The sequence below is a fragment of the Alteraurantiacibacter lauratis genome, from assembly GCF_037154155.1.
In the GTDB taxonomy this organism is placed as follows: domain Bacteria; phylum Pseudomonadota; class Alphaproteobacteria; order Sphingomonadales; family Sphingomonadaceae; genus Alteraurantiacibacter; species Alteraurantiacibacter lauratis.
Genome location: NZ_JBANRN010000013.1, coordinates 39443 through 57952, shown reverse-complemented (window position 1 = coordinate 57952; position 18510 = coordinate 39443). Strand labels below are relative to the sequence as shown.

21 protein-coding genes are annotated in these 18510 nt (G+C 63.4%); 8 read left to right on the top strand and 13 right to left on the bottom strand.

Translation table 11 applies throughout. The features are described from left to right. The first annotated feature begins 33 nt into the window (after nt 1-33). The 4 genes from WFP39_RS12205 to WFP39_RS12190 are packed head-to-tail and all read left to right on the top strand — an operon-like array spanning nt 34 to nt 4501. Nucleotides 34-1050, top strand: coding sequence for a glycosyltransferase family 2 protein (locus tag WFP39_RS12205; RefSeq protein ID WP_336919960.1), 1017 nt, complete (start codon nt 34-36; stop codon nt 1048-1050). Beyond that, entirely contained in the window at nt 1047-2741 is a 1695-nt protein-coding gene (locus WFP39_RS12200; protein ID WP_336919959.1) for an ArnT family glycosyltransferase, read from the top strand. Before WFP39_RS12205 ends, WFP39_RS12200 begins: the two co-directional genes overlap by 4 nt. A gap of 2 nt (nt 2742-2743) precedes the next feature. Continuing rightward, entirely contained in the window at nt 2744-3562 is an 819-nt protein-coding gene (locus tag WFP39_RS12195) for a class I SAM-dependent methyltransferase (RefSeq protein WP_336919957.1), read from the top strand. Nucleotides 3563-3604: 42 nt separating this feature from the next. Continuing rightward, nucleotides 3605-4501, top strand: coding sequence for a lysylphosphatidylglycerol synthase domain-containing protein (locus WFP39_RS12190; protein WP_336919956.1), 897 nt, complete (start codon nt 3605-3607; stop codon nt 4499-4501). Here WFP39_RS12190 and WFP39_RS12185 read toward each other — a convergent pair. Next, a complete protein-coding gene (locus WFP39_RS12185) occupies nt 4434-5576 on the bottom strand; it encodes a glycosyltransferase (RefSeq protein ID WP_336919955.1) in 1143 nt (380 codons plus the stop codon). The two genes, WFP39_RS12190 and WFP39_RS12185, sit on opposite strands and share 68 nt — an antisense overlap. A 186-nt stretch (nt 5577-5762) precedes the next feature. Here WFP39_RS12185 and WFP39_RS12180 point away from each other — a divergent pair, with 186 nt between their 5' ends. Continuing rightward, nucleotides 5763-7283, top strand: a complete 1521-nt coding sequence (locus WFP39_RS12180; protein WP_336919954.1) for a TadA family conjugal transfer-associated ATPase — start codon at nt 5763-5765, stop codon at nt 7281-7283. Nucleotides 7284-7292: 9 nt separating this feature from the next. Here WFP39_RS12180 and WFP39_RS12175 read toward each other — a convergent pair whose 3' ends face one another. Continuing rightward, nucleotides 7293-7526, bottom strand: a complete 234-nt coding sequence (locus WFP39_RS12175) for a hypothetical protein (protein WP_336919953.1) — start codon at nt 7524-7526, stop codon at nt 7293-7295. 75 nt (nt 7527-7601) lie between these two features. Between WFP39_RS12175 and WFP39_RS12170 the strand changes: the two genes are divergently transcribed. Continuing rightward, on the top strand, nt 7602-8534 hold the full coding sequence (locus WFP39_RS12170) for a DMT family transporter (protein ID WP_336919952.1): 933 nt from the start codon (nt 7602-7604) through the stop codon (nt 8532-8534). A 49-nt stretch (nt 8535-8583) separates the two neighbouring features. Further along, entirely contained in the window at nt 8584-8712 is a 129-nt protein-coding gene (locus WFP39_RS12165) for a hypothetical protein (RefSeq protein ID WP_336919950.1), read from the top strand. Between the two features lie 12 nt (nt 8713-8724). On the opposite strand, the gene WFP39_RS12160 is transcribed toward WFP39_RS12165, so the two are convergent. The 11 genes from WFP39_RS12160 to WFP39_RS12110 are packed head-to-tail and all read right to left on the bottom strand — an operon-like array spanning nt 8725 to nt 16842. Continuing rightward, nucleotides 8725-9318, bottom strand: a complete 594-nt coding sequence (locus WFP39_RS12160; RefSeq protein WP_336919949.1) for a DUF938 domain-containing protein — start codon at nt 9316-9318, stop codon at nt 8725-8727. Then, nucleotides 9315-9782, bottom strand: a complete 468-nt coding sequence (locus tag WFP39_RS12155; RefSeq protein WP_336919947.1) for an ABA4-like family protein — start codon at nt 9780-9782, stop codon at nt 9315-9317. The genes WFP39_RS12160 and WFP39_RS12155 overlap by 4 nt, the downstream gene beginning before the upstream one ends. Continuing rightward, nucleotides 9779-10756, bottom strand: coding sequence for a bile acid:sodium symporter family protein (locus WFP39_RS12150; RefSeq protein WP_336919946.1), 978 nt, complete (start codon nt 10754-10756; stop codon nt 9779-9781). The genes WFP39_RS12155 and WFP39_RS12150 overlap by 4 nt, the downstream gene beginning before the upstream one ends. Nucleotides 10757-10780: 24 nt before the next feature. Beyond that, nucleotides 10781-11467: a Rossmann-fold NAD(P)-binding domain-containing protein gene (locus WFP39_RS12145; protein WP_336919945.1), complete on the bottom strand. Its 687-nt coding sequence runs from the start codon at nt 11465-11467 to the stop codon at nt 10781-10783. A gap of 8 nt (nt 11468-11475) precedes the next feature. After that, nucleotides 11476-12648, bottom strand: a complete 1173-nt coding sequence (locus WFP39_RS12140) for a deoxyguanosinetriphosphate triphosphohydrolase (protein WP_336919943.1) — start codon at nt 12646-12648, stop codon at nt 11476-11478. A gap of 60 nt (nt 12649-12708) precedes the next feature. Further along, the gene (locus WFP39_RS12135) at nt 12709-13404 is read right to left on the bottom strand and encodes an aspartate/glutamate racemase family protein (RefSeq protein WP_336919941.1); all 696 of its coding nucleotides are present in this window, start codon (nt 13402-13404) and stop codon (nt 12709-12711) included. 23 nt (nt 13405-13427) lie between these two features. After that, nucleotides 13428-14864, bottom strand: coding sequence for an NAD(P)(+) transhydrogenase (Re/Si-specific) subunit beta (locus WFP39_RS12130; protein ID WP_336919940.1), 1437 nt, complete (start codon nt 14862-14864; stop codon nt 13428-13430). Then, complete coding sequence (locus WFP39_RS12125) at nt 14864-15148, bottom strand: NAD(P) transhydrogenase subunit alpha part 2 (protein WP_336919939.1); 285 nt, start codon at nt 15146-15148, stop codon at nt 14864-14866. Before WFP39_RS12125 ends, WFP39_RS12130 begins: the two co-directional genes overlap by 1 nt. Before the next feature lie 4 nt (nt 15149-15152). Continuing rightward, nucleotides 15153-15584, bottom strand: coding sequence for a hypothetical protein (locus WFP39_RS12120; RefSeq protein ID WP_336919938.1), 432 nt, complete (start codon nt 15582-15584; stop codon nt 15153-15155). Beyond that, entirely contained in the window at nt 15581-16702 is a 1122-nt protein-coding gene (locus WFP39_RS12115) for an NAD(P) transhydrogenase subunit alpha (RefSeq protein ID WP_336920019.1), read from the bottom strand. Before WFP39_RS12115 ends, WFP39_RS12120 begins: the two co-directional genes overlap by 4 nt. 17 nt (nt 16703-16719) lie before the next feature. Continuing rightward, nucleotides 16720-16842, bottom strand: a complete 123-nt coding sequence (locus WFP39_RS12110; RefSeq protein ID WP_336919937.1) for an aa3-type cytochrome c oxidase subunit IV — start codon at nt 16840-16842, stop codon at nt 16720-16722. 231 nt (nt 16843-17073) lie between these two features. Between WFP39_RS12110 and WFP39_RS12105 the strand changes: the two genes are divergently transcribed. Continuing rightward, nucleotides 17074-18492, top strand: coding sequence for a sigma-54-dependent transcriptional regulator (locus WFP39_RS12105; RefSeq protein WP_336919935.1), 1419 nt, complete (start codon nt 17074-17076; stop codon nt 18490-18492). The last annotated feature ends 18 nt before the right edge of the window (nt 18493-18510 follow it).

The window sequence follows — 18510 nt, the reverse complement described above, 5'->3', positions numbered from 1 at the left end:
CGATTTACAGAGCGGGACGACGAACGGGGCCACATGACCAAGCTGATCATCCAGATACCTTGCCTGAACGAAGCGGATAGCCTTCCGGACACGCTGGTTGCCCTGCCGCGGATCATCCCCGGCATCGACACGATCGAAATCCTTATCATCGACGATGGCAGCACCGATAACACGGCGGAAGTTGCCCGGCGGTTCGGCGCGCATCATGTCATTCGCCATCGCCGCAATCGCGGGCTGGCCGCCTCGTTCCAGACCGGTCTTGATGCCGCGCTTGCCGCAGGTGCAGACATCATCGTCAACACCGATGCCGATGGGCAATATGCTGGCGAGGATATCGGCAAGCTGGTGGCCCCGATTCTGGCGAACGAGGCCGACCTTGTGATCGGCGACCGGGGCGTTGGCCGCAACGAACATTTCGGGTTCATCAAACGGCGGCTGCAAAGGCTGGGAAGCGCGGTTGTGCGCAATCTGTCAGGCACCGAAGTGACCGATGCCGTCAGCGGCTTTCGCGCCATCAGCCGGGCGGCGGCACAGCGCATCACGATCACGACCGAATTCAGCTACACCACCGATATGCTGATCCAGGCGGGCCGCAAGCGCTTCAAGATCGTGAGCGTGCCAATCCGCACCAATGCGACCGAGCGGCCCAGCCGGCTGTTCACATCGATCCCGCAATTCATCGCTCGTCAGTTGATGACGATGGCGCGCGCCTATGCAACTTATAATCCGCTGCGCACCTTTGCCTTGATCGGTGCGGTCATGGCGGTGATCGGCCTTGTTCCGATGGCGCGCTTCCTTGTCCTGTATGCGCTTGGCCAGGGCGACGGGCATATTCAATCGCTGGTTCTGGGCGGCGCTTTTCTGGTGATGGGTGTGTTGACCGGGTTGCTGGGCGTGCTGGCCGAATTGATCGGCGCGAACCGCAAGCTGCTGGAGGCGGCGCTGGCCCATATCCGGCGGCTGGAGCAGGACGTGGCTGCCCTGCGCGATAACAGCGGCCCTGTACAAATGGCTCCAAAATCCAAGCTGGATGACCGGGAAGCGGCATGACGTCCCTGCCGGCCCCAGCAATGGATGCGGGCGCAACGGCCCGATCAGCATCTCCGCGCCCCTCGCCCCTTGCGGCAGAGCGCTGGCTGCTCCCTGCCGCGCTGGTGCTCGTTCTGGCGCTGCAACTGCCGCTGGTCCTGCACCGGGCGATCAATTGGGACGAATTCTGGCACTATAACCTGACGGTACTGGCCGCGCAGGGCCAGCTCGACCAGCCCTTGCAAACCTTCTTCACCCGCTTTTTCATGTGGGTGCCGGGCCTTCCCGGAAACCCGGTGGATCATATCGTGCTGATCCGCCTGTTCATGCTGGGCTGCGAAGTGGTGGTGCTGGCGTGCATTGCCGCCATTGCCGGGCGGTTCAGCGACAGGAACACCGGCCTTCTTTGCGCCCTTGCCTATCTTTCCAGCATCTTCGTGTTTCAGCACGGCACTTCGTTCCGGTATGATCCGCAGGCAACCGCGCTGCTGATGGGCAGCCTTTGGGTGCTGGTCTGCCGCCCGGCCACGGCGCGCTGGATGGTGCTGGCGGGCGTATTGGGTGGACTTGCCGCCATGATTACCATCAAGTCGGTTCTTTATGCGCCGGTCTTTGCCGGCGTGTTCTGGCTGCGCTGGAACGAGAACGGTCGCACGCGCGCCGCGCTGGGCCGACTGGCGATCATGGTGTTGGCTGCAGCCATCACCTTTGCTGCCGTGTATCTGTGGCACACCAGCACGATCGTCGAAGCCCCCGGCAGTGGTGCAGGCGACCTTGTGCGCGCCTCAGGCGAGAAAATGTTCAGCCTGACCGAACATCTTTATCTGCTGCACAATCTGAAAGGGGCGATCTTTTCCCCCGTGATGACGCTGCTGGCGCTTGCCTGCCCCTTTGCCATTGCGCTGGCCAAGCGTCCCGCAGCCGAACGCGCCGCGTTGGCCGGCTTCTGGCTGCCGCTGACCACGCTCGGCTTCTACCACAACACCGCGCCCTATTTTCACGTATTCATGCTGGCCCCCGTAGCGGTATCGCTGGCGGCCATCATGCCGGCCGTCATGCGCCGCTATGATGTAAAACCCCTTGCGGCCACCTTCGTGCTGCTGGCCGCGATGTTGCTGTGGCGCGAAGGCGAGAGCCCCATCGGCAAGCAGCGCGAAATCATCGCCACCGCCAGCCAGATATTTGGCGAGCCGGTTTCCTATTTCGACAGCAGCGCGATGCTGGGGCAATTCCGCAAGGCCAATCCATTCATGACTCCTTGGGGCGTCCACCGCTATCTGCGCGGCGAATTTCCCAGCATGACCGCCACGATGGAACGGCAGGTGGTGCCATTGGTGGTGGAGAATGATCCGCTGTTCACGCAGGCGCTGCGCACGCGTGAGGATGTGAACGGATTGCTGCCGCAGGACCTTGCCGCCTTGCGCGAGACCTACATCCCCTTCTGGGGGCCGCTGTGGATCGCGGGCTTTGACCTTCCTGCAGGAAGCGGGGAGCAGACGGTGCTGGTGCGCGTTCCCGGCCCCTACACCGTGCACGGCGATGCAGGCGTGATCGTGAACGGAATGACCTACCAGTCGGGCAGCGTCCTTACGCTGGAACGCGGGATGCACCGCATGGCTGCACCCGATGCCGCCGCCCGACTGGTCTGGGGCGACAGGCTTGCGCAGCCGGCACAGGCGGCCCCGGCCGAACCCTATTTCATGGGATTTTGACGATGTGCACAGAACTTCCTCAAAGGCTCGAAGCTGGCGCAGCCGTCGACCCGCAATTCGACCGAGCCCATGAAACAAGCCCATCGCGCCCACTGCCCCCGCTGACCGCAAATGCCAGCCTGCGCTGGGACGTGGTTCAGCGGCTGCTTCCTGCCGACCCTGGCCGCGTACTGGAAATCGGGTGCGGACGGGGAACAGTGGCTGCGCGAATTGCGCGGCGGGCGTCACATTTGGTGGCGGTGGAGCCGGATAAGACATCGTTTGCATTGGCAAAGGCGAATCTGGCAGGCCTTGGTGAAGTGCATAACTGCATGAGCTTTGAACTCGATCCAGACGAGAGGTTCGATACGATCTGCGCGTTCGAAGTGCTTGAGCACATCGCGGATGATCAGGCGGCGTTGACCGAATGGAGAGCCAAGCTGAAACCGGGCGGCCAATTGGTGCTGAGCGTGCCGGCTTGGCAGGAACGCTTTGCTGAACTGGATGAACTCGCCGGGCATTTCCGCCGCTATGATCCGGCGCAAATGGAAGCCCTGCTGCACGAGGCAGGCTTCACGGACATCACGGTAGAACTTTACGGATTTCCCGCCGGACATGTCCTCGAAGCGATCCGCAACGCGCTTGCCAAACGCAGTCTGGCGGCTGGAGCGCATATGTTGGATATTGTCGAGCGCACGGCAGGATCAGGCCGTCTGCTGCAGCCCGGCAAGGACTGGATGAACGACCTGATCGCTCTCGCTGCGCGCCCCTTGGTATGGCTCCAACGGCTGTTTCCCAATCGCGGTGTCGGGCTGGTCGCAAGGGCACGCAAGCCGGGCTGACCGGGCAAGCTGAACCTGATGCACAAATCTCGGCCCCGATCCTTGGCGCAAACCGCCTTTCTGGTCCTCTCGATTGCGGCGGCTGGCTGGCTTGTTGCCAAAGAGGGGGCGGCGATTTTACGCGCACTGGAACGGGCCGACTTCCTTCTTCTGGGCTTTGCCTTGCTTGCCGCTTGCGCGAATCTGGTCCTGGCCGCTTGGTCATGGCGCTGTGTCGTACCGATCGGATCAGACAGGTTTCCGATATCCGCCGCTGCACGCCTTTTTCTGCTGTCGCAGCTGGGCAAATATCTCCCCGGCGGAATCTGGAACTTCGTTGCCGCTGCAGACCTTGCCCGCACGGCCGGGTTGCCGCGGGCGGCAATCGTCGGCAGTTTTTTGCTGGCATTGATAATCGGCCTCGGTTCAGGCGCGGTTCTGGCACTGCTGCTGATCCCGCAAGCGGCCGAGCAATTGGGATTGCCAACCTGGTGGATCGGGGCCGCATTTACTGCAAGCGTGCTTGGGCTGGCAATCTTCCACCGGATATGGCCGCTGCTCCGCGCTCGCTTGCCCATCGTTGACCGACGCAGCCTCCTTCTTGCGACAGCTCTCGCCACTGCCGGCTGGATATGCGCCGGGGCCATGATCTGGGCACTTGCCTTGGCATTTGGCGGTGAAGATTCAGGGCATGTGTCCCTCGCTCTTGCCATTGGTGCCTATGCGTTTGCATGGGTGGCGGGTTTTGTGGCGTTCGTCGCACCAGCCGGACTTGTCGTGCGCGAAGGCGCGTTGATTGCAGGCCTTGCCACAGCCATGCCGCTTGCCGAAGCGAGCGCCGTGGCGCTGATGGCCCGCGTTATTGTGACGCTGATTGATATCCTCGGCGCGGTTATCGCCGGCGCGGTGACCAGTCGTCCAGCAGAGCACCCAACTGGCGGATACCCCGATCAGGCGTGAGGCCGGCAAGAACTTTGGCAGGCAAGGGCTCTGGCTGGCCGGGTGAGGCCAGTTCCTGCGCCACCGCATTGGCCAGGGCTTGCGGATTACCGGGCGGCACGGTGATCACTGCCTGCGGATATGTTTGCGCGAGCGTGTCGACAGCGGGACTGGAGCGCGTGATGACCGGTTTGCCCATCGCCAATTGCTGGAACAGCTTGTTGGGGATTACGCGGCCCGCCTTGTCCGACATTCCGAAAACACCCAGGCAGAGCCGCGCCCGCGCGATGACGGCTGGAAGCCTTGCGTAATCGACCCATGGTATCCAGTCGATCCTTGCCTCGTCATTCGTCTCCAGCCAGTCCCGTAAATGGGCTTCCATCTGGCCGCGCCCGATGATGACCCACCGCGCGTTCAGCCTCGATGAGAGGTGCGCGGCGGACAGAATCGTCTCAAGCCCGTGTAGCGGGATCAATTGCCCGTAGAACAGCACGATCGGCGGGCCACCTGGTGGCCCGAGCAGATCAGCCGCATCCTCCTGCACCTGATCGGGCGCAAATTGCGGCTCTGCCCCCACTAGCACGGTGACCATCCGGTCGCGCGGCAGTCCGAACTCGGCGGCGAAATAATCGCCATGGCAATCGGTATCGACCAGAATCACGTCGGCCAAACGGAGCACTTGCCGCTCGAACAGCCAAATTGCGCGGGCGGCAATGGGAGTTTTGACCATGCCGCGATCCGCAACGATCATGTCATGAAGGGGCAGGAAAGCATCAAAAACCAGCGGACGTCGCATCATCCGCGCGAGCGGCGCAATCAGGAACATTTCCGCAAAGCCCGGATAGGGCAGCAGGATCGCCGCATTGCGAGGACTACGCCACAGCCGCCATAACGCACCCGGAAGGCCGAGCAGCAGCCGCACCACGACAATCGCCACGTTTGCCTTGGACGGAATATTGGTCTGCGCGACACCCTCCCAGCCGGGGATCAGGATATCCTCCGCGAGGCGCCCGCTCCGGCGCAAGGCCGCAAGCAAGAGGCGCACACGCGGCTTGCGCGTATCATAGGCACCGAAAACGACAATTGGACGCGGCATTGCCCGCTTGTGGCAAAGCCCGCAGCGCTTGTCAGCGGCCAATTCCGGCCCGCCCACAGCCCTGTCCCGGCGCACCAGATTTAGGAAAATAATAAGGTTTCCCATCTATTCACCCTTTTTCGAGACGAGGCCTTCGCAAGATTGCGGCGAAGTCCGGATGATGATGGCAACTCTCAGGGGCTGGGCATGAGCGCTTTTGGACGCAGGAATGGGACACTCGGACAGCAGGGCGCGCGCCCTGCCTTCGGCGTGGCCAAGCCGATGCGCAGTGGCGCGGTTGCCCCTCCTGTTTCTGCCCCGATCGGCGGTGAGCAATTCCCGCCCCTTCCGGGTGAAAGCCTTGATCCCGAAGTGCTTGGCGGCGCCAGCCTGCGCGACGACGCGATGAGCCGACTGGCCGATCGCGCCAATGCCGTGCATGCAGCGGACGAAGGGCCGCAAGGCTTTGAAGCATCGGTGCACAAGATCAAGGAACAGGTGCTGCCGCGCCTGCTCGAACGCGTTGATCCCGAAGCGGCAGCCACGCTTTCGAAGGAAGAGCTTTCCGAAGAATTTCGCCCCATCATCATGGAAGTGCTGGCGGAATTGAAGATCACCCTCAACCGGCGCGAGCAATTCGCGCTGGAAAAGGTGCTGATCGACGAACTGCTGGGCTTCGGCCCGTTGGAGGAGCTGCTCAACGATCCCGACATTTCCGACATCATGGTCAACGGTCCCGAACAGACCTATGTCGAAAAGAAGGGCAAGCTGCAGATCGCGCCGATCAAGTTCCGCGACGAAAGCCACCTGTTCCAGATTGCCCAGCGCATCGTGAACCAGGTGGGCCGCCGCGTCGACCAGACCACGCCGCTGGCCGACGCCCGCCTCAAGGACGGCAGCCGCGTCAACGTGATCGTGCCGCCGCTCTCATTGCGCGGCACCGCGATTTCGATTCGTAAGTTTTCCGAAAAGCCCATCACGCTCGACATGCTCAAGAACTTCGGTTCGATGAGCGAGAAGATGTGCACCGCGCTCAAGATCGCGGGCGCAAGCCGGATGAACATCGTCATTTCAGGCGGCACGGGTTCGGGCAAGACCACCATGCTCAACGCGCTGTCGAAGATGATCGATCCGGGTGAACGCGTGCTGACGATCGAGGACGCAGCCGAACTTCGCCTGCAACAGCCGCATTGGTTGCCGCTGGAAACGCGCCCGCCGAACCTCGAAGGGCAAGGCGCGATCACCATCGGCGACCTTGTGAAGAACGCCCTGCGCATGCGTCCGGACCGCATCATTCTGGGCGAAATTCGCGGCGCGGAATGTTTCGACCTGCTGGCCGCGATGAACACCGGCCATGACGGTTCGATGTGTACGCTGCACGCCAACAGCCCGCGCGAGTGCCTGGGCCGTATGGAAAACATGATCCTGATGGGCGACATCAAGATCCCCAAGGAAGCCATCAGCCGCCAGATCGCCGAGTCGGTCGACCTGATCGTTCAGGTGAAGCGCCTGCGGGATGGTTCGCGCCGCACCACCAACATCACCGAGGTGATCGGGATGGAAGGCGATGTGATCGTGACGCAGGAATTGTTCAAGTTCGAATATCTGGACGAGAGCGAGGACGGCAAGATCATCGGCGAATTCCGCAGCACGGGCCTGCGCCCCTACACGCTGGAAAAGGCGCGCCAGTTCGGTTTTGATCAGGCCTATCTGGAAGCCTGCCTGTAACGGGGGCCTCTACCCCCCTAACCAGCCCTTTATCGCCACCAGCAACAGGCCTGCACCAATCGTGGCGCTGGCAAGGAAGACCAGCGTCCACGGTACGCAACCTACGCGGTCGATGTCCTTGCGCCGTGCGCGCCGCCAATCGGCCAGCAGGGCGATGACCGCCAGCAGCAGGAACCCGCCTGCCCACAGGCCCACTTCGGTCGCCTCGCTGGCGAAAAGGATGAAGGCGGGCAGGTTAAGCATTGATCGCGCATATGTGCGCGGTTTTGCGGATCGGCAACTGCTTGAACAATGCCGCCCGCCCTCTATGGGGAAGGCATGACTTCTGCCCGCCATGACCGTCCGCTGCTGGCGCTTGCCATCAGGCTGGGGGGCGTGATGGGCCTTTCGATAATGGCGGCGCTGATCAAGCTGGCGTCCACGCGCGGCATCCATCTGGCCGAGATCATCTTCTGGCGGCAGTTCATTACCGTGCCCATCCTGCTTGTCTGGGCGTGGTTTGCCGGACAGGGCGTGGGCCGCGAGAGGCTGAGGCTGCTCGCCACCAAACGCCCGCGCGACCACGCCATGCGCGGCGTGTACGGCATGATCGGCATGGTCTTCAACTTCGGCGCTGTGATCCTGCTGCCGCTGGCCGAAGCGACGACGATCAACTTCTCGGCGCCGATCTGGGCGGTGATCCTGTCGATCGTGTTCCTGAAGGAAAAGGTCGGCATCTGGCGCTGGGGCGCGGTGTTGGCGGGATTTGCCGGCATTCTGGTGATCGCACAGCCGGGTGACGGGCATATCCCCCTTTTCGGCGCGGCAGTGGCGATGGCGGGCGCTTTCATGATCGCGCTCATCTCGATCCAGATCCGCGACCTGTCGCGCACCGAAAACCCCATGGCGATCGTGTTCTGGTTCGCGATGATGAGCTCGGTCTGCTCGCTGCCCTTCATGCTGTTCGTGGCAAAGGCGCACGCGCCGCTGGATTGGCTGATCCTGCTGGGCACCGGACTTGCGGGCACGTGGGGCCAGTTGATGATCACCGCGGCGCTTCGCTACGGCAAGGTGTCGAGCGTAATCGTGATGGATTATTCGGCGATTGTCTGGGCCACGTTGTTCGGCTGGCTGCTGTTCGCGGTGCTGCCGCCGATCACCACGCTGTTCGGCGCGCCATTGGTGATTGCGGCGGGCATCATCATCGCCTGGCGCGAACGGGTAGTTCGGCGCGCACCCTTTACCGATCAACGCGGCACCGCCGGAACCTGATGCCGGGCTGTCCGTTTAGCTGACCAGTATTGAGAAAGGGACCGAAACTATGGCACGCAAAATCGCATTGACCTTCGCCGCAGGGATTCTGGCGCTGACAGCCACTGCCTGCAATACGGTGCGGGGTGCTGGGGCCGATTTGCAATCGGCGGCAAATACTGTGGACGAAGCTATCTGACGGGCGGGCGCTTCAGCGCTTGCGGTAAACCAGCATGATGTTGTTGGCGGGCATGGCCACGCGCCGTGTCCGTCCAAAGCCGTTGCCGCTTGCCAGTTCGTCCATCCACGCGGTGGTGCGCAGACCCCATGCGGGATTGCGGCTCTTGAGGCTGGCATCGAAAGCGAGGTTGGATTCCGCCGTTTCCACGCCGTCCTCCAGCCATGGGCCGTAAAAGATCAGCGGCGCACCTTGAGGCAGGATGCGGCCCGCTTGCCGCAGCAAACCCTCGCTGGCGGCAAGCGGACTGATATGCACCATGTTGATGCACACTATGGCGTCAGCGGCTTGAACCGGCCATTCGGGCGATGCAGCATCCAGCGCCAGCGGCGGCGCTATATTGCGCAGGCCCGCCTCAGCGGTCCATGCGGCGATGGACGCACGCGCATCGGCATCGGGATCGCTCGGTTGCCAGAACAGATGCGGCAATCGCGCGGCGAAATGAATCACATGCTCGCCCGTTCCGCTGGCAATTTCCAGCACGGTGCCGCTGGCGGGCAGTTCGCCTGCCAGCACATCGGCGATAGGCTCGCGGTTGCGCGCGGCGGCGGGGGCTTCCTGCTTCACCGGCGGCCTCCGCTGCGTATGCCTGAACGCGGATTGGCGCGGCGCGCGGCGGGTTCGCGGATGACCAGCCAGATCAGAAGGCCCAGCGGCCCGGCAAGAAAGGTGAGCAGCAGCACCAGCGCCTGCCACAGCCGCGCAAAGCCCTTCGCATCGGCATCGCGGGCGATCCACATGCCTGCAAACAGATCGAGCGCCAGATAATGAATCCACCCCACAGTCACCCCCGCATCGCTGGCAAAGATGCTGCGCACGCCTTCAATGCTGGTGAAATCCGCGCCGCTCGCCCCGTCAACCGCGCCGGTTAGCAGCGCCAGCAGCAGCACGGCATAGGCAAGACACAGCAGCCCCACCCCGCCATAGAAAAGTGCTGCGCGCGAAATCTCGCCGCGCGGGGCGAGGATCAACGCCGCCCAACAGATGAGCGCCAGCAGGTTGGCCGCACCGAAAATCCACTCCCAGTTCATAGCTTCTCTGCCTTTTCGCGGCTCCATATCCCGGCCAGGATCGACCCGATCACCACGTGATAAACCGAGGAAATGGCACTGGGAACCGGGGCCAGCGCCGCCTGCATCGGATTGGTGAACTGCGCGGCGAAACTGGGCGCGCTCGCCAGGCTGGCGCCCAGCCCGCTGTTCTGCATCCCCACCTCGATGCTGATCGTGCGCGCATCAGCGCGGGCAAAACCCATCAGGCGCGGGAGCCACAGGCCGAGCGCAAAACCGGTGGCGTGCAACAGGAAGATCGCCAGCAGCAGCCGGCCGACATGCGCCTCGATCAACTCTTTCGAATTGCCGACAATCCCGCCCACGATCAACACGATGGCAAAGACCGACAGCAGCGGCGATACCACCGCGATCCTGCGCGTGACTGATGGCAGCAGGGTATTGAGTGCGACACCGGCCACCACCGGCACCAGCACGATGGCGACCATCTGGCGCAGCAGGCTCCACCGGTCGATCTGGATAAACACCCCGCCCAGCCAATCGGTCAGAATCGGGGTGAGCAAGATGGCCAGCAGCGTGGAACACATCGTCATGCTGACCGACAGGGCAAGGTTGGCGCGCGCCAGATAGGTCACGACATTGCTGGCCGTGCCGCCGGGGCAACAGGCCACCAGCACCAGACCGACAGCCAGCCCCTGTTCCAGCCCGAACAGCATCGCAAAGGACAGGCCCGCCAGCGGCATAACGGTGAATTGCAGCGCCATCCCCGCCGCGATACCTTTCGGCATTTTCACGACACGCGCGAAATCGGCAAGGCTCAGCGTCAAACCCATGCCCAGCATGATGAGGCCCAGCAGCACGCTGACCAGCCCCTGCCCTGCCACCGATGTCTGCGTGACCCAGGTGAAATGCGCAGGCGCCATCCATGCCCAGCCAACGCCCAGCACGGTCCAGATGGCAAACAGGCTTGTCGCCCGTTCGATCAGTTTTGCCATGTCCCCGGCCCCCTCCTGCCGGCTCTAGCCGCGTTGCCAGCGGGCGGAAAGGCGCAGGATTTCGTCGTGGTGGTGGACGAAGCGGCCCGGCGCCTTTTCGCGGGCGCATTGCAGCGCCGCCATCGCCACATCTGCCCCACGGATCGAACGGTATTTACGGCGTTCCCCGTGCATGGCCAGATCGGCCAGCGGGGCAAGCGCCGCGCCCAGCGCTTCCAGCGGACGGGCATCGTCCACCCTTTTGCCGCGCAGCAGACCGGGGCGGAAGATATCGAGCCGGGCAAAGTCGAGCTTCGCCAGCCCCGCCTCCATCTCGCCCTTCACGCGCAGATAGAACGCCTTGGCGCCCATATCCGCGCCGACCGAGGAGACAACCGCAAAGCCGCGCGCGCCAGCGGCTTTCGCCTGCGCCGCGCTTGCCAGCACCAGATCGCGGTCGATCGCGGCAAAGGCGGCCTTGTCACCACCCTGCTTGGCGATGGTGGTGCCCAGCGCACAGATCACGGCATCGGGCGCGATGGCGGCAATTTCCTGCCCCCAGCCTTCAACCGGGGCGAGATGCAGTTCCATCCGCGCCCCCTGCGGCAAGAGAACCTCGCGCCGCGCCAGCCCAACGAGCCGCACATCCCGGTGTCCCATCGCGGCGGAGAGCACCTGCTGTCCCACAAGGCCCGATACCCCCAGCACAAGGATGCGCGCAGGATCAGACATTGGTCACATCACACATTGGAAAGCCCTTCCGGCACCTCGCCAAATATGCGGCGGTAGCAATCCATGGCATAGCGATCCGTCATGCCAGCGAGAAAATCGGCAATGTGCCGCGCACGGCCGGGGGGATCTTCGGGCAGGCCTTCATGCCAGCCGGGGTTCATCAAGGCGGGGTTTTCATCAAACGCCGCGTAAAGCCGGGCGATCACCTGATTGGCGACACGCGCGGTGCGCAGCTGTTCGGGATGGTAATACAGCCGTTCGTAGAGGAACGCTTTCAGCCGCCGCTCCCGCGCTGCCCATTCGGGCGAGAAAGCTACCAGCGCGCGGCCTGCCTGCCGCACATCCTCCACCGAGGCAATGCCCTCCAGATTGGTCTGCGTGGTTTCGAGCAGGTCGTTGACCATCGCGCCAATCTGGTCGCGCACCAGTTCGCGCAAGAGCAGGCTGGCCGGTGCGCCGGGATGGCGGGCGCACACCGCATCCCATTGGTCGCGCAGGAAATCGAGTTCCATAAGGTCCTCGATCCTCAGAAACCCGGCGCGCACCCCGTCGTCGATGTCGTGATTATCATAGGCGATATCGTCCGCCAGCGCGGCCACTTGCGCCTCCAGCGAGGCGTGGCTGGCCAGATCGAGCGGAAAGGCCGCGTCCAGTTCCGCCAGCGCCCAGCCGGGGGAGACGACCGGGCCGTTATGCTTCGCCAGACCTTCCAACACTTCCCAGCTCAGGTTCAGGCCAGCCATGTCGCAATAGGGCCGTTCCAGCCGCATCAGCACGCGCAGGCAATGTTCGTTATGGTCCCACCCGCCATAAGGGGCGAGCGCGGCGGCCAGCGCATCTTCGCCCGAATGGCCGAAAGGCGGATGGCCGATATCATGCGCCAGGCACAGCGCCTCGGTCAGGTCCTCGTCCAGCCCCAGCGAGCGGGCGATGACCCGCCCGATCTGCGCCACCTCCAAACTGTGCGTCAGGCGGACGCGGTAATGGTCGCCATCGGGCGCGACAAAGACCTGCGCCTTGCCCGCCAGCCTGCGAAAGGCGATCGAATGGATGATCCGGTCACGGTCGCGCTGGAACGCGCTGCGGGGCCCGCGCGCACCTTCGGCCCCTTGCGCAAATTCGCGCCCGCGCGTGGCAGCAGGATCGGCGGCATAGGGGGCCTTGGCAAAAGGGCTGAACATGGCCGACGCGCTATAGCCCCATCCCCAGGCTGGCAACGGGAACAGGATGCGAACGCCCGCTTACACCGCGCCCAGCAACCAGCGCACCGCATGGGCGGCATGAATGCGCGTGCTCGAATAGATCGGCAGGACATTGGCATCCACATCCACCACCCGTTCAAGTTCGGTCGCGCCCAGCACGATCGCCTCGGCCCCCTGCTGCGCCTTGCTGGTGATGATGGTTCTCAGCGCCCGTTCGGCATCGCGCGTCACGCGCCCGGCCACCAGTTCCTCGTAAACGATCTTGTCGATCTCGGCCGTCACTTCCGGATCGGGCGGCAGCAGGTCGATGCCGTGGCCCACCAACCGGCGGCGGTAAAAGCTGCCAAAGGCGACATTGTGCGTGGCAACGACAGCCGCCTTGTTCACGCCCGCCAACGCCATATCCCGTCCCACACAATCGGCGATATGCAGCACGGGGATCGAGACGCTGGCCGCCACCGCATCATATACGCGGTGCATCGAATTGGCAGCGATCAGCAGCAGCCCTACCCCCGCCGTTTCCAGCCGCTGTGCCGATGCGGTGAGGCAATCGGCAGCACGCGCCCAGTCCGCGTCACTTTCCAGCCCGGCAAGGCCCGCAAAATCGAGATTTTCGATCAGCATCGGCGCGCTGGACGGGGCGCCGCGTTCCTTTTGCCAGGCGGCGTTGATCTGTTCGTAATAGGCGGCGGTGGCAATCCAGCTCATCCCGCCGATCAAACCCAATTTGCGCAAAACGTGATCCCTGTGTCAGGTTATCAGGCGTCGAGCGCCTTGTTGATGTCTTCGACCATCTTCTTGGCATCGGCCAGCAGCATCATGGTCTGATCCATATAGAACACATCGTTATCCACACCGGCATAGCCGACGCCGCCCATGCTGCGCTTGATGAAGAACACCTGCTTGGCCTTGTCCACATCGAACACGGGCATTCCGTAGATCGGGCTGGCCTTGTCGGTCTTCGCCGCCGGGTTCACCACATCGTTCGCGCCAATGATGAAAGCGACGTCGCACTGCGCAAATTCGCTGTTGATATCCTCCAGCTCGAACACTTCGTCATAGGGCACATTGGCCTCGGCCAGCAGCACATTCATGTGGCCCGGCATACGGCCCGCCACCGGGTGGATGGCGTATTTCACGCTGACGCCTTCCTTTTTCAGATGATCGGCCATCTCGCGAAGCGCATGCTGCGCCTGCGCCACGGCCATGCCGTATCCGGGGATGATGATGACGCTTTCGGCCTGTTTCAGCATGAAGGCGGCATCGTCCGCGCTGCCCTGCTTCCACGGGCGCTGCTCTTTCGCTGCTCCGCCCGCCGCGCTGGCGTCCGCGCCAAATCCGCCCGCAATCACGCTGATGAAGCTGCGATTCATCGCGCGGCACATGATGTAGGACAGGATCGCGCCGGACGAGCCGACCAACGCACCGGTCACGATCATTGCCGTATTGCCGAGGGTAAAACCCATCGCCGCCGCCGCCCAGCCGGAGTAGCTGTTGAGCATCGACACCACCACCGGCATATCCGCCCCGCCGATGGGGATGATGAGCAAAAAGCCGATGACGAAGGCGAGCACGGTGATCGTGGCGATGATCCAGATTGCCTGATCGGTCATGAACCAGCCGGTCAGCCCCAGTATCGCCGCCAGCGTGCCCAGATTGATCAGGTGCCGCGCAGGCAGCAGGATGGGCGCGCCGCTCATCTTGCCCGCCAGCTTCAGGAAGGCGATGACGCTGCCCGAAAAGGTGATCGCGCCGATGGCGATGCCAAGGCCCAGTTCGAGGCGGCTGACCGGGTTGATCGCGCCTGTCGGCAGAAGGATGCCGAACGCCTCCGGGTTGAGATAGGCCGCCCAGCCCACCAGCACGGCGGCAAGGCCGACAAGGCTGTGAAACGCCGCCACGAGCTGCGGCATATCCGTCATCTTGATGCGCCGGGCGATAACGAAACCGATCACACCGCCAATGCCGATGGCGACAAGGATTTCGGGCAGGCTGGCCAAGTCGTGCGTCACCAGCGTGGTCACCACCGCAATTAGCATCCCCGCCATGCCATAACGGTTGCCCGCGCGGCTGGTGGCGGGGTGCGACAGGCCTCGCAGTGCGAGGATGAACAGCACGCCTGCGATCAGATAGGCCAGGCCCACCCAGGGGTTCACGCCCGCACCATCCGCTCCGACAGCAAGGAAGGAGAGCATCACTTCTTCTCCTTCTTCTTGTACATCGCCAGCATCCGCTCGGTCACGGCAAAGCCGCCAAAGATATTGACGGATGCCATCACCACGGCCGCCAAGCCCAGCCATTTCGCCGTCGCACTGCCCGCCTCGGCACTCGCCACCAGCGCGCCCACGATGATGACGGAGGAGATCGCATTGGTCACCGCCATCAGCGGCGTGTGCAGCGCAGGCGTCACTGACCAAACGACGTAGTACCCCACGAAACAGGACAGCACGAAGATCGAGAGGATTGCAATGAAGTCCATTGGCTTACCGATACCTTTCCAATCGTGCCTTCGCAGCCGCAACTACATGGTCATCGAATCTGTCAGGGTACTTGGTCACGACATGCTCCCCTGTCAGGTCGAGCATCCCTCGATCACGCAACGTCTGAAAACCATCTGTTTCCTTAGGATCCAAAGCCCAATCGATCAGACATTGCTCGACACCTGTTTCTTTTACTTTTCGCCTCGTATAACTCGCTCTTTGCTTGCGGCCGTGCTTCTCTTCAAGAAGTTCTTCGTATGCCGCCAAGACTTCAAAAAAATCTCGATGGAGAGGATCATCCTGATTGATTCCTTCGAGCTGGCAACGGCGCTTGAAGGCAGCGTTATAGATCGCTTCATCACCCAGCCGCCTGGCGTTGACCATCAATCTTTTGAGGTCGTCGATGCGGTCATAGCTGGCGACGGGCTTTTTCACCCCTTGAGCCTCTCACTCACCACTATGCCGCCTTGCGTCAGGCGGATGGCGTTGCCGATTTCCTCGTCCAGCACCGGCCGCCCTGCTGCCTTGTCCCAGAAGGCGGAGAGGAAGTTGTAGTGGTTGCGGCTGAACAGCGCGCTCGCATCGGCGGGCAGGTGCGCGGGCGTGTTGGAATAGCCCATGATGAACACTCCGTGGCGCTCCACCACTTCGTCGGCCACGCTGCCTTCCACATTGCCGCCCTGCGCCACGGCGAGATCGAAAATCACGCTGCCGGGCCGCATGGTGGCGATTTGCGCGTCGGTTATCAGGCGCGGGGCGGGCCTGCCGGGGATCAGCGCGGTGGTGATGACGATATCCTGCTTGGCGATGTGGCTGGATACCAGTTCGGCCTGCGCCGCCTGATATTCGGGCGACATTTCCGTGGCATAGCCGCCCGCACCCTCGCCCTCGATCCCGGCCACGCTTTCAACGAAAACGGGCTTTGCGCCCAGCGACTGGATCTGTTCCTTCGTCGCGCTGCGCACATCGGTGGCGGACACCTGCGCGCCCAGCCGCCGTGCGGTGGCAATCGCCTGAAGCCCCGCCACGCCCACGCCCATCACGAACACCTTGGCGGCAGAGACCGTGCCTGCGGCCGTCATCATCATCGGAAAGGCGCGGCCATACTGGTTCGCCGCGGCCAGCACCGCCTTGTAACCGGCAAGGTTCGACTGGCTGGAGAGCACGTCCATGCTTTGTGCGCGGGTAATGCGCGGCATGAATTCCATCGCCAGCGCTTCAAGCCCGGCGGCGGCATAGGCATCCACCCGCGCCCGATCCCGGAACGGATCGAATGTGGCGGCCACCCATGCGCCCGGCTTTGCGCCGGCCAGCAAGGCTGGATCGGGCGCCTGCACGGCCAGCACGATATCCGCGCCCGCCACCGCTGCAGCGGCGTCACCCACCTGCGCCCCGGCGGCGCGGTAATCTTCGTCTGTTATGGAGGCAGAAAGCCCCGCGCCCGCCTCAACCGCCATTTCGGCCCCCAAAGCGATGAATTTCTTCACCGTTTCCGGGGTTGCAGCAGTGCGGGTTTCGCCAGCGGCCCGCTCTTTCAGAACGGCGATGCGGATCCCCCCCACCGCGCCGCTCAGCTGATGATCATGAGAACGATCAGCACCAGCACCGCAATCAGCGGGGTTGCCCATTTCAGCATCGAAATGAAGCTGTCATAGGTCTTCTCGTTCGGTTTGATGTCCTGCGAATTGGCCATGTGCCTGCGTGTCCCTGTCAGAATCTACGAAAATTGCGTGGCTCAAGCTCTATCGCCCCTGCTCTTCGCACTCAAGTGCCTGAAAGCGACCTAGGGGGACATAGCGGGTTGCAGCGCGCGCGATCGACGCCGAAACACCGAAAGCGGCTCCTTAATCGCCTCTTTACCCCCGCCTGCTAATCCCTGCTTTTCACGCCGGGGGTCCGGCCTCAAATCGCCAGGTGGGGACAAATGGCAGAAGCCGAACAGCGGCTGCTGATGCTGATCGATGACGAGCCGGCGCAAAGCCGCCTCATCACCGCGCTGGCCGCGCGCGAGGGCTGGCGCACGCTGGTGGTGGACGAGGCGGAAAAGGCCATCGCCACGCTGGGCACGCGGCAGGGGATGCAGCTGTCCGCCATTATCCTTGATCAATGGGTGCCGGGCGATGCCGCGTGCGAGCTGATCGCCGAACTGAAAGAACGCCGTCCGGCCCTGCCCATATTGATGCTGACGGCCAGCACATCGCCTTTGCTGGCGGTGGAAGCGATGCGCGCGGGCGCGACCGATTACCTCGTCAAACCCGTTGCACCCGAACGGCTGATGCAGGCGCTGCGCAACGCCACATCGCACGAAGCGCCGCGTTATGAACTCACCCCGCTGACCGAGAAAATGCCCGCCCGCCTCGATTTCGACGCGATGGTGGGCACCGCGCCCGGTTTCCGCGATGCGCTGGCCAAGGCGGCGAAGGCGGCGCGCGGCCATGGCAACATCCTGATCGAAGGGGAAAGCGGCACCGGCAAGGAAATGCTGGTGCGCGCCATGCACGCCGCCAGCCCGCGTGCGCGCGCGCCATACCGCGCGATCAATATTGGCGGCGTTCCCACATCAAGCCTCGAATCCGTGCTGTTCGGGCATGAAAAAGGCGCCTTTGCCGGCGCGTTCGACCGGCAGGTGGGCGCGCTGCAGCATTGCGACGGCGGCACGCTGGTTCTCGACGAGGTGGACCGCCTGCCGCCCGAATTGCAGGACCGGCTGGCCGAAGCCCTCACCAATGGCACCGTCCGACCCATCGGCGCGCGGCACAGTTTCAAGGTGGATGTGCGCATTATCTCGGCGAGCAATCTGCCGCTGGCCGACCTTGTGGCAGGCGGCCATTTCCGCGCCGATCTGCTCGATCATCTCAGCCGCACGATCATCACCCTGCCCCCTTTGCGCGAACGCAACGGCGATATTGCCGCACTCACCCGCCATTTCCTTGCCCGTATTGGCGAGCAGCCGGGCCTCAGGCAATTGGGCATTACCGACGGAGCGCTGAAACTGCTCGCCGCGTTCGACTGGCCGGGCAATTTGCGGCAATTGCAGGCGGTCCTGTTTCGCGCGGCGGTGTTCTGCGACGGCGACGCGCTGACCGCTGCCGATTTCCCGCAGCTTCAGCAAATGATCGGGGAGCTGGCCGAGGCTAACCAGCCGGTGATGGAAAGCGCGGGCGTGCAGATCTACACCGCCGACGGCAATCTGCGCCCGCTGGAGGAGATCGAGGCCGACGTCATCCGCCTCGCCATCGGCCATTACCGCGGCCGCATGACCGAAGTGGCCCGGCGGCTGGGCATCGGCCGTTCCACGCTCTACCGCAAGCTTACCGATCTGGGGATTGAAAGCGCGGCCTGAGGGGCGTAATCTCACCCC

What these genes read in the sequence shown, in the direction of transcription:
- WFP39_RS12205 (WP_336919960.1), top strand. Translation starts at nt 34, where the DNA reads ATGACCAAGCTGATCATCCAGATACCTTGCCTGAACGAAGCGGATAGC.
- WFP39_RS12200 (WP_336919959.1), top strand. Translation starts at nt 1,047, where the DNA reads ATGACGTCCCTGCCGGCCCCAGCAATGGATGCGGGCGCAACGGCCCGA.
- WFP39_RS12195 (WP_336919957.1), top strand. Translation starts at nt 2,744, where the DNA reads ATGTGCACAGAACTTCCTCAAAGGCTCGAAGCTGGCGCAGCCGTCGAC.
- WFP39_RS12185 (WP_336919955.1), bottom strand. Translation starts at nt 5,576, where the DNA reads ATGCCGCGTCCAATTGTCGTTTTCGGTGCCTATGATACGCGCAAGCCG.
- WFP39_RS12180 (WP_336919954.1), top strand. Translation starts at nt 5,763, where the DNA reads ATGAGCGCTTTTGGACGCAGGAATGGGACACTCGGACAGCAGGGCGCG.
- WFP39_RS12175 (WP_336919953.1), bottom strand. Translation starts at nt 7,526, where the DNA reads ATGCTTAACCTGCCCGCCTTCATCCTTTTCGCCAGCGAGGCGACCGAA.
- WFP39_RS12170 (WP_336919952.1), top strand. Translation starts at nt 7,602, where the DNA reads ATGACTTCTGCCCGCCATGACCGTCCGCTGCTGGCGCTTGCCATCAGG.
- WFP39_RS12165 (WP_336919950.1), top strand. Translation starts at nt 8,584, where the DNA reads ATGGCACGCAAAATCGCATTGACCTTCGCCGCAGGGATTCTGGCGCTG.
- WFP39_RS12155 (WP_336919947.1), bottom strand. Translation starts at nt 9,782, where the DNA reads ATGAACTGGGAGTGGATTTTCGGTGCGGCCAACCTGCTGGCGCTCATC.
- WFP39_RS12150 (WP_336919946.1), bottom strand. Translation starts at nt 10,756, where the DNA reads ATGGCAAAACTGATCGAACGGGCGACAAGCCTGTTTGCCATCTGGACC.
- WFP39_RS12145 (WP_336919945.1), bottom strand. Translation starts at nt 11,467, where the DNA reads ATGTCTGATCCTGCGCGCATCCTTGTGCTGGGGGTATCGGGCCTTGTG.
- WFP39_RS12140 (WP_336919943.1), bottom strand. Translation starts at nt 12,648, where the DNA reads ATGTTCAGCCCTTTTGCCAAGGCCCCCTATGCCGCCGATCCTGCTGCC.
- WFP39_RS12130 (WP_336919940.1), bottom strand. Translation starts at nt 14,864, where the DNA reads ATGCTCTCCTTCCTTGCTGTCGGAGCGGATGGTGCGGGCGTGAACCCC.
- WFP39_RS12125 (WP_336919939.1), bottom strand. Translation starts at nt 15,148, where the DNA reads ATGGACTTCATTGCAATCCTCTCGATCTTCGTGCTGTCCTGTTTCGTG.
- WFP39_RS12110 (WP_336919937.1), bottom strand. Translation starts at nt 16,842, where the DNA reads ATGGCCAATTCGCAGGACATCAAACCGAACGAGAAGACCTATGACAGC.
- WFP39_RS12105 (WP_336919935.1), top strand. Translation starts at nt 17,074, where the DNA reads ATGGCAGAAGCCGAACAGCGGCTGCTGATGCTGATCGATGACGAGCCG.